The organism is Candidatus Accumulibacter vicinus, from assembly GCF_000584955.1.
Classification (GTDB): Bacteria; Pseudomonadota; Gammaproteobacteria; order Burkholderiales; family Rhodocyclaceae; genus Accumulibacter; species Accumulibacter vicinus.
On the sequence record NZ_JDSS02000053.1, the window covers coordinates 119,392 to 127,118 of the forward strand.

Genomic DNA, 7,727 nt, shown 5'->3' on the forward strand with positions numbered 1-7,727 from the left:
TGGCTACCGGTGTGGCGGCGGGAAACGTGGCCGTGCTCGTGCTCGGCGCTGCGGCTTCAGCAATTGCTGGCAGAGTCGTCCGGTTTGCTGTGGGTTTTTTCCGACGCGCGACGCGGGGTTTGGCGGGAGGTTTGACGGTACCATTCTCTTCGGGAGTGGGGAGCGCCGTCGTCGCCGCGGCAGCTTCCTGGGATGGGTTAAACGTTTCGACCATGATGTATATTCTCCGTTGAATGCTGAGACAATCTTCACATAGGGCGGCATAGCGCCCAAGTGAGCAATATCCTAAAGCATCGCGCGGACGCGGCCCTGATCCAGGTCAACAGAAGCGAGAAGCGGTGACCGCGGGCTCTTGATTTCTGGCAAAGATCGATTGCCGCACGGGCTTGCTGCTGCACTGCGTCGGAGGCTTGACTCGGCAGCAGTTTGCATTCGACAATGGCAGGATTGCTCGCCTACGGCCAAGCGCCAAGCACCAGGTAACTGGTAGAGTGCAACGGTTGGCTGTACGGGTGGTTGCCGGGCAGCCTTCTGAAATCAGGCACTCGTCATCAAAAGGGTTTCCGAAGCGCCATAAGGTTCTGTTTTACTGTGACGACGCATCAATAAACGCCGTCGGCACGGTCCAGGAGCGCGACATTACGTGAGGTCGCGATATTTTTTTGGGGGTTAAAATGCAAATCAGTGGCAGTGTTTTTGTGGTAACGGGTGCAGGCTCCGGACTCGGAGCAGAAACGGCGAGTGGCCTGGTCAACGCTGGTGCAAAAGTGGTGATCGTGGATGTCGACGCGGGTGCGGGTGAGGCGCAGGCTGCGCAGCTGGGCGCAAACGCGCGCTTTGCCAAGACCGACGTGACCGATGAGGCCAGTGCACGCGCCGCCATCGATCTGGCCGTGAACGAATTCGGGGCGTTGCACGGACTGGTGAACTGCGCCGGTGTCGCACCGCCGAAGAAGGTGCTTGGCCGCGATGGCCCACATGACCTGGCAACCTTCGCGCGCGTGGTCAGCATCAATCTGGTCGGCACCTTCAACATGATTCGTCTGGCCGCCGAGGCGATGAGCAAGAACGATCCGAATGAGGGAGGCGAACGCGGTGTGATCGTCAATACTGCTTCCGTCGCGGGTTATGATGGTCAGATTGGTCAGGCTGCCTATGCTTCGTCCAAGGCAGGGGTGATCGGCCTGACACTGCCCGTGGCGCGCGAGCTTGCGGCGCACGGTATCCGGGTGGTGACGATCGCTCCGGGCATTTTCGAAACGCCCATGCTCAAGGGTCTGCCACAGGCCGCTCAGGATTCGCTGGGTAAAATGGTCCCGTTCCCGTCGCGCCTCGGCAAACCCGCTGAATACGCCGGGCTGGTCAGACATATCTGTGAGAATGGCTATCTGAACGGTGAAGTGATCCGCCTTGACGGTGCCATCCGGATGGCGCCCAAGTAATTCCCGGTCAGCAGCAAACTTTTATCTGGCAACATCCGTTGCAATCAAGGAGTGTCGTATGAGTGAATCCGTTGTCATCGTAGGTGCGAAGCGTACCCCCGTGGGCGCTTTCCAGGGTCAGTTTGCGGGTGTGACCGCGCCGCAACTCGGCGCCGTCGCGATCAAGGCCGCTGTCGAGCAGGCCGGCGTCAAGGTCGAGGATATCGACGAGGCGCTGATGGGCTGCTGCCTGATGGCAGGGGTGCGGCAGGCACCTGCACGCCAGGCGGTCCTGGGCGCCGGCCTGCCGAAATCGGTGCCTTGCACCACCCTGACCAAGATGTGTAGTTCTGCTCAGAAATCGGTCATGATCGCTCATGACGAGTTGCTGGCTGGTTCGGTCAACATCGCAGTGGCTGGCGGCATGGAGTCGATGACCAATGCTCCGCACGTGTTGACCGCCGCACGCTCTGGTTACCGGCTGGGAAATGGGGTGCTGCATGACCATATGTTCCTCGATGGCCTTGAGGATGCGTACGAGCAAGGCAAGCCGATGGGAGTGTTCGCCGAACTGTGTGTCGACAAGTACGCCTTCTCACGTGAAGAGATGGACGCCTTCGCCGTTGAATCCGTGACCCGCGCACAGAACGCAGTCACCTCGGGTGTCTTCAAGGACGAGATCGCACCAGTGACCATTAGCAGCCGCAAGGGTGAGGAAGTGGTTGCCCTCGACGAAACGCCGATGAAGTGCGATGTTTCAAAGATCGCCAAACTCAAGCCGGTATTCAAGCGGGACGGTGCGGTCACGCCCGCCAATTCTTCGTCGATTTCCGACGGTGCTGCGGCATTTGTCCTGATGCGCGAATCGGACGCCAAGAGTGCCGGCATCAAACCCCTGGCGCGGATTGTCGGCCACTCGACCTTTGCGCATGATCCTTCATGGTTTACCACGGCGCCGGTCTTTGCTTTCGAGAAGCTGTTGAAAAAACTTGGCTGGCAGGCCGAAGACGTCGATCTTTGGGAAATCAACGAGGCGTTTGCAGCGGTGACCATGGCTTCGATGCGTGACCTCAAACTGCCGCGCGACAAGGTCAATGTCAATGGCGGTGCCTGTGCGCTGGGCCATCCGATCGGCGCGACGGGTTCACGGATTCTGGTGACGTTGCTCTACGCACTCAAGGCGCGTGGTCTCAAACGTGGCATCGCGGGCCTCTGCGCCGGGGGCGGCGAAGCCACCGCGATCGCGCTGGAAATTATCTGAACAGGTCGTCAAACAGCGTTTCCACCCCGGTTTCCGGGGTGGTCCAGGAGTGAAACAGATGTTGATCGACAAGAAACACATCGGCATGAAAGTGCCGCAGCATTCCGTCCATTTGACGGCGTGGCAATTGAAGTGGTTTGCCAAGGCGACAGGCGAAAAAAACCCGATCTATTTCGACGAGGAGGCCGCGAAAAAGGCCGGTCTTCCGGGCGTGCTGGCGCCACCGACCTTCTTCTTCTGCATGGACATGGACAAGGAGCACCCCTTCGATTACCTCGAAACCATGGGCTGTGACCTCGGCAAGATGCTGCATGGCGAGCAATCGTTCGTCTACCACAAGCCGGTCTATTCTGGCGATACGCTGACTTTCGATGGCGAGATCACCGACATTTACGACAAGAAGAATGGCGCTCTGCAGTTCGTCGTCAAGGATGTCAAGGTGCGCCGGATGGGCGAGTTGGTGTGCGACGTGCACTCTGTGATGGTTATTCGGGGATAGGGGAAATTCAATGACAACAGCGAATTTTGATGCGCTCAAGGTTGGCGACGAGATTCCTTCGTTGATCACCGAGCCGGTGTCTCGTCTGACCCTTGCCCTGTATGCCACGGGTTCCGGCGACCATCATCCTCTGCATCTTGACCAGGATTATGTACGCTCGAAAGGTATCCCCGACGTTTTTGCGCACGGCATGCTGGGCATGGCTTACCTTGGTCGTATGCTGACCCAATGGGTGCCGCAGGAAGCGATTCGCAGTTTCGGGGTGCGCTTTACGGCCATCACCCAGGTTGGCGAGCGCTTGGTGTGCACCGGCAAAGTGGTCGAGAAACTGGAGCAGGGCGGCGAAAAATGTGTTCGCCTCGAGTTGACCTGCGCCAACGAGCAGGGAGAGGCAAAGCATAAGGCAGATGCAGTGGTGGCTCTGGCCTGATCTCGTTACCAGGTCAGTAAAGCTGCATGATCGCGGCCGTCACCAGACGGCCGCAGTTTTGTTGTAGAGTGCACCCCGCTTACCGCAGGGCATCCGCCTACCGTGGCGGTGGGCGTGTCCGACACACTGAAAGGAGATCACAGGAGTGGAAAACAAGGATCCGAATGAGCAAATGAGCAGCGTCGTGAACGCTTGGGCCGAGTCGCAGAAGCGCATGTGGAGCGACTGGTCCGCGCTGCTGCAGAATCTCCCGGGCGGCAACGAAGGCCCCGTCGAAGCGGTGAAAAAAGGTGTTGAAGCCGCCAACCAAAGTACGAACGAAGCTGCACGCCTGCTGATGGACCGTATAACGAGTAGCCAGGGCGCGATGAGCCGTGTCATGGATTTCTTTTTCAAGTCCATGAGGGTCGTGGCGCCCAATCTCGAAGCCAACAAGGATTGGCGTCCCGACCTCAAGGGTTTTGCCGAACAGTGGGCCAAGGAATCGACGGCCATGCTTGAGCGCAGTTTTGGCGTGGGTTCGCACCTTGGTAATCTGAGCGGAACCTTCAGCAAGGATTTTCCCGATGCCATGGGTCCCTGGTTGACCTTTCTGATGCAGGCCGCTTCGTCCGGGCACATCGGCGAAGCGGTACTCGGCGGCACGTCCGGACTCAACCGACTTTTGTCGATGGAAGGCGACGCCAGTGCCCTGGCGGGAGTCGGTCAGATTCCGCTGTTTGGTGCTTCCCGTGAGAAGAACGCCAAGTTATTGCGGCTGGTGGATGCCGTTGTTGATCTGCGCAAGACCAGTCTCAATTTCCACAAATCGTTTGCCGAGGCCTTGTCCAAGGCCGTCGAGGCGACAGTGGAAGAACTCGGAAAAGTGGCTGCCAAGGGCGAGAAGATCACCGCATTGCGCCAGTTGATGAGCCTCTGGTATCGTACGGCCGACAAATCGCTGCTGGTGACGTTCAACACTCAAGAGTTCCTCGATACGCAAAACGCGTTCACGAAAGCCCAGCAGCAATTCAAGCTGGCACAACGCGCAGTTGTCGAAGACATCTTCCGTAGTCTGGACATGCCCACGCGCAGCGAACTGAACGAAACCTACCAGGTGATCCACGAACTCAAGAAGGAGGTCCGAGCGCTCAAAAAGGCACTGCCGCCAGCCGCCCAAGGTCCAGCCAAGGGCAGCGGCGCCACGCCTCGCAAGGTCGCCGCGGCAGCGCGTGCCAAGAGCGAGTGAGCCGAAGCCTGAATGTTGTTCTGATCGGGTTTACAAGCTAATAGACCTTTAGGAGGGTGCTACCCATGTTTTCTTTCCCCATCCAGATTCTTCCCGCTGACCTCGTGGCTGAAGCCGCAACTCTGAACGAGAAGCTCACCAAGGGCCTCAGCAACCTCACCAATCTGACCGACGACGACATCGATATTGGCAGTACGCCAAAAGACATCATCTTTGAGCAGGATGGCATCAAGGTCTACCATTATCATCCGCTGGTCGAGCAATCGAAAATCATGAAGACGCCGCTGATGATCATGCCGCCGCTGATCAATGGTTACGAGGTGGCCGACCTGCAGCCAGACCGCTCGCTGGTCCGTAATTTGTTGAACCAGGGAATCGACGTTTACCTCAACGACTGGGGTTACCCGCGTATGGTAGACAAGTACCGCACGCTCGACGACTACATCAACGGCTACTTCGACGATTCGGTTGAATTCGTTCGCAAGTACCATGGTGTCGACAAGATTGCCCTGCTGGGTATCTGCCAGGGGGGCGCCATGTCAACCACCTACGCGACGCTCAATCCGGACAAGATCAGTCACCTGGTCCTGACCGTATCTCCGATCGATTTCGATGCCTATCGGGAAAATCACAAGCCGCACGAAGGCTTGATGTTCACCATGGGTGCCGATGCCGACGTCGAGAATATGGTGGCCGTACATGGCAATGTGCCGGCAACCATACTGAACGAGTCGTTCATGATGGCTTCGCCGTTCATCCTGAACTACGGCAAGTATGCCGACGTGATCGATATTCTCGATGACCGTCTGGCGTTACAGAACTTCCTGCGCATGGAGAAGTGGCTTTTTGGCGGCCCCGACGCCGTCGGCCAGATGTTCAAGGAGTTCATCCGTGACTACCTGAAAGGAAACAAACTCGTCAAGGGAACCCTTGAGATTGGCGGTCGCAAGGTGGATCTCAAGGATCTCACGATGCCGATCCTCAACATCTTTGCCGAAAAGGATCACATCGTGCCACCGCCGTGCACCGTTGCTCTCGGCAAGCATGTCGGCAGCAAGGACTACACCGAGTTTGCCATCGCCACCGGCCACATCGGCATCTACACCGGTGGCCTGGCGCAAAAGGTCCTCGCACCGAAGGTTGCGAGCTGGATGCGCGAGCGCGGCGGCTGAAGAAGTCTGTAGCAACTCGCGCCCAGCGCCCATTGGTCGCGAGTCTCCGGGAACGCTCTTGCTGTGTCGTAGAAAGCGGCGAAGAGGGCGTTTCCGGCCCGATCGGGTCAAGAACCATCCAGACAAGGCATGCGGGCAATATACGTGGCCATCTCCGGTGGTCATGGAAATCCGACGCTCGGGCCTTGCGACAACCCGCCTTATGACCGTTGACCGGAACGTTTGCTGGCTTTGCTGGCACGTGAACCGCAGGGAGTGCATATGGGGATTCTTGACTGGCTTTTCGGTGGCAACGACGAGGCGACCGGTTCCGCGGTCGCCCCTGCGGTCATCGAGCAGCGCATCGAACAGATCGTACGCATCATCAATCCGCGCTTGAAGCTCGTTCCCGGCTACCGCCGCAAGCTCGTGCCAGCGGTCGAGCAGGCGGTGCTCTACTGCCGCGAGGTCGAGGCGCAGATTCCCCCCGCCATCGAAGCCAGTGCGACGGTCTGGGCAGAGAATCCGACGTTGCGTGCCCTTTTCGCCACTGCGCGGGACATCCCCGAGGTCTTCAGCCGCAGCCGGGCGGTTCAGGATTTTTTTGAGGCCAGGCCGGGGGCCGAGCATGTGTGGGCAACGCTGCGCTTCCTCTGCCGCGAGGCGACAGGCTTCGGTGTGGTGGCTGAAGGGGGCGTGGTCAAGCACGAAGTAGTGCAGACCTGTGTTTCGTTTACCGACAAGAAAGTGGTCCTGCCGAGCGGCTGCGAGCACGATGCACGCATCGAGATCCGGCGCCGTGCCTTCAAGTTCCTGCTCACCGAGGCGCTGCAACAGATCACATCGGTGGATATGCAGCGCCAGGATCTCAAGGCGCAGCGATCGATGTTGCAGGCGCGGCTGATGATCCTGAAGGGCCAGCGTGTCGGGCTCGAGGCGATGCTGGAAGAGGGCGCCGGCGCGCGCCAGAAGATCGAAGAGGTGGAGCGGAAACTCTCCGAGAACGAGCGCGCGCTCGCGGCATTTCCGAGCACTGGCGAGACCCTCGAAGAGGTCATCGGGCGTGTGCGGGAGGTGCTCACGCACGGCCCCGACTACCTTCGGATCGACAGGACGAAGTTGCGGCTCGACCAGATGAACGTGCTCATGCCCGAAGGATCCGGCGAGGTCGCGGCCGAGATCGTGCTTCCGAAAGTGGTGGTGAGGAGTGCCCCGGTGGTCAGCCTGCTCGCCTGCCGTTTTCCCCGGGATGAACTCATTCGCAGCAAGCGCTTGCTTCACCAGGCGGGGCAACTGCTTGGCTGATCCGCTCAGCGGCTTCCGCCAGGATCGCCAGCCAGCAATTCATCGACCAGCCGGCGCAACTCGGCGCGTTCGCGCGCCGGCGTGAACAGCCGTGCTCGCTCCCGGCACTGCGCCCCCAATTGCTGCAGGAAATTCTCGCCGGGCGCCTGATCGGCGCCCGCTGCGCCGACGGCTTCGCGGCAGCGCAGCAGCAGCGCTGCTAGCGCCTCGGCGTCGCCGCACGGAAAGTAGCCGGCGTAATCGGCACCGAGCATGCCGATATTGCCGTCGACGGCCGAGGCGAGCACCGGCGTGCCGCTTGCCGCCGCCTCCATGATCACGTGCGCACCGCCTTCCATGCGGCTGGCGTGGACCAGCAGGTGCGCACGCTGGATGTGCCGGCGCACTGTCTCGTGTGGTAGGCCGCCGAACCAGCGATAGCGGGCAACGCTC

At 59.7% G+C, this 7,727-nt stretch carries 8 protein-coding genes and 1 pseudogene; 7 read left to right on the forward strand and 2 right to left on the reverse strand.

The genetic code is table 11. The features are described 5' to 3' along the window. Positions 1-214, reverse strand: a pseudogene (locus tag CAPSK01_RS24265) (poly(3-hydroxyalkanoate) granule-associated protein PhaF); the annotation flags it as partial. Positions 215-674: 460 nt separating this feature from the next. Between CAPSK01_RS24265 and CAPSK01_RS20885 the strand changes: the two are divergent. From CAPSK01_RS20885 to CAPSK01_RS20915, 7 genes are all read left to right on the forward strand, one after another. After that, the gene (locus CAPSK01_RS20885; protein ID WP_034931474.1) at positions 675-1,442 is read left to right on the forward strand and encodes a 3-hydroxyacyl-CoA dehydrogenase; all 768 of its coding nucleotides are present in this window, start codon (positions 675-677) and stop codon (positions 1,440-1,442) included. A gap of 58 nt (positions 1,443-1,500) precedes the next feature. After that, positions 1,501-2,682 carry an acetyl-CoA C-acyltransferase gene (locus CAPSK01_RS20890; RefSeq protein WP_034931478.1) on the forward strand — a complete coding sequence of 394 codons (1,182 nt, stop codon included), beginning with the start codon at positions 1,501-1,503 and terminating at the stop codon, positions 2,680-2,682. Between the two features lie 58 nt (positions 2,683-2,740). After that, positions 2,741-3,181, forward strand: a complete 441-nt coding sequence (locus CAPSK01_RS20895) for a MaoC family dehydratase N-terminal domain-containing protein (RefSeq protein WP_034931482.1) — start codon at positions 2,741-2,743, stop codon at positions 3,179-3,181. A gap of 10 nt (positions 3,182-3,191) precedes the next feature. Further along, positions 3,192-3,611: a MaoC/PaaZ C-terminal domain-containing protein gene (locus CAPSK01_RS20900; protein ID WP_034931486.1), complete on the forward strand. Its 420-nt coding sequence runs from the start codon at positions 3,192-3,194 to the stop codon at positions 3,609-3,611. Between the two features lie 145 nt (positions 3,612-3,756). After that, positions 3,757-4,839 (forward strand): poly(R)-hydroxyalkanoic acid synthase subunit PhaE, encoded by a 1,083-nt coding sequence (locus CAPSK01_RS20905; protein ID WP_034931489.1) that lies wholly within the window; start codon positions 3,757-3,759, stop codon positions 4,837-4,839. 65 nt (positions 4,840-4,904) lie between these two features. Continuing rightward, positions 4,905-6,011: a class III poly(R)-hydroxyalkanoic acid synthase subunit PhaC gene (gene phaC, locus CAPSK01_RS20910; protein ID WP_034931492.1), complete on the forward strand. Its 1,107-nt coding sequence runs from the start codon at positions 4,905-4,907 to the stop codon at positions 6,009-6,011. 261 nt (positions 6,012-6,272) lie between these two features. Then, positions 6,273-7,295, forward strand: a complete 1,023-nt coding sequence (locus tag CAPSK01_RS20915) for a hypothetical protein (protein WP_273704218.1) — start codon at positions 6,273-6,275, stop codon at positions 7,293-7,295. A 5-nt stretch (positions 7,296-7,300) separates the two neighbouring features. Here CAPSK01_RS20915 and CAPSK01_RS20920 read toward each other — a convergent pair. Then, positions 7,301-7,727: glycosyltransferase (locus CAPSK01_RS20920; protein ID WP_273704219.1), on the reverse strand; the 427-nt coding region annotated here is incomplete at its 5' end.

Coding starts and splice junctions, on each gene's coding strand:
- CAPSK01_RS20915 (WP_273704218.1), top strand. CDS start 6,273: ATGGGGATTCTTGACTGGCTTTTCGGTGGCAACGACGAGGCGACCGGT.
- CAPSK01_RS20885 (WP_034931474.1), top strand. CDS start 675: ATGCAAATCAGTGGCAGTGTTTTTGTGGTAACGGGTGCAGGCTCCGGA.
- CAPSK01_RS20900 (WP_034931486.1), top strand. CDS start 3,192: ATGACAACAGCGAATTTTGATGCGCTCAAGGTTGGCGACGAGATTCCT.
- phaC (WP_034931492.1), top strand. CDS start 4,905: ATGTTTTCTTTCCCCATCCAGATTCTTCCCGCTGACCTCGTGGCTGAA.
- CAPSK01_RS20890 (WP_034931478.1), top strand. CDS start 1,501: ATGAGTGAATCCGTTGTCATCGTAGGTGCGAAGCGTACCCCCGTGGGC.
- CAPSK01_RS20895 (WP_034931482.1), top strand. CDS start 2,741: ATGTTGATCGACAAGAAACACATCGGCATGAAAGTGCCGCAGCATTCC.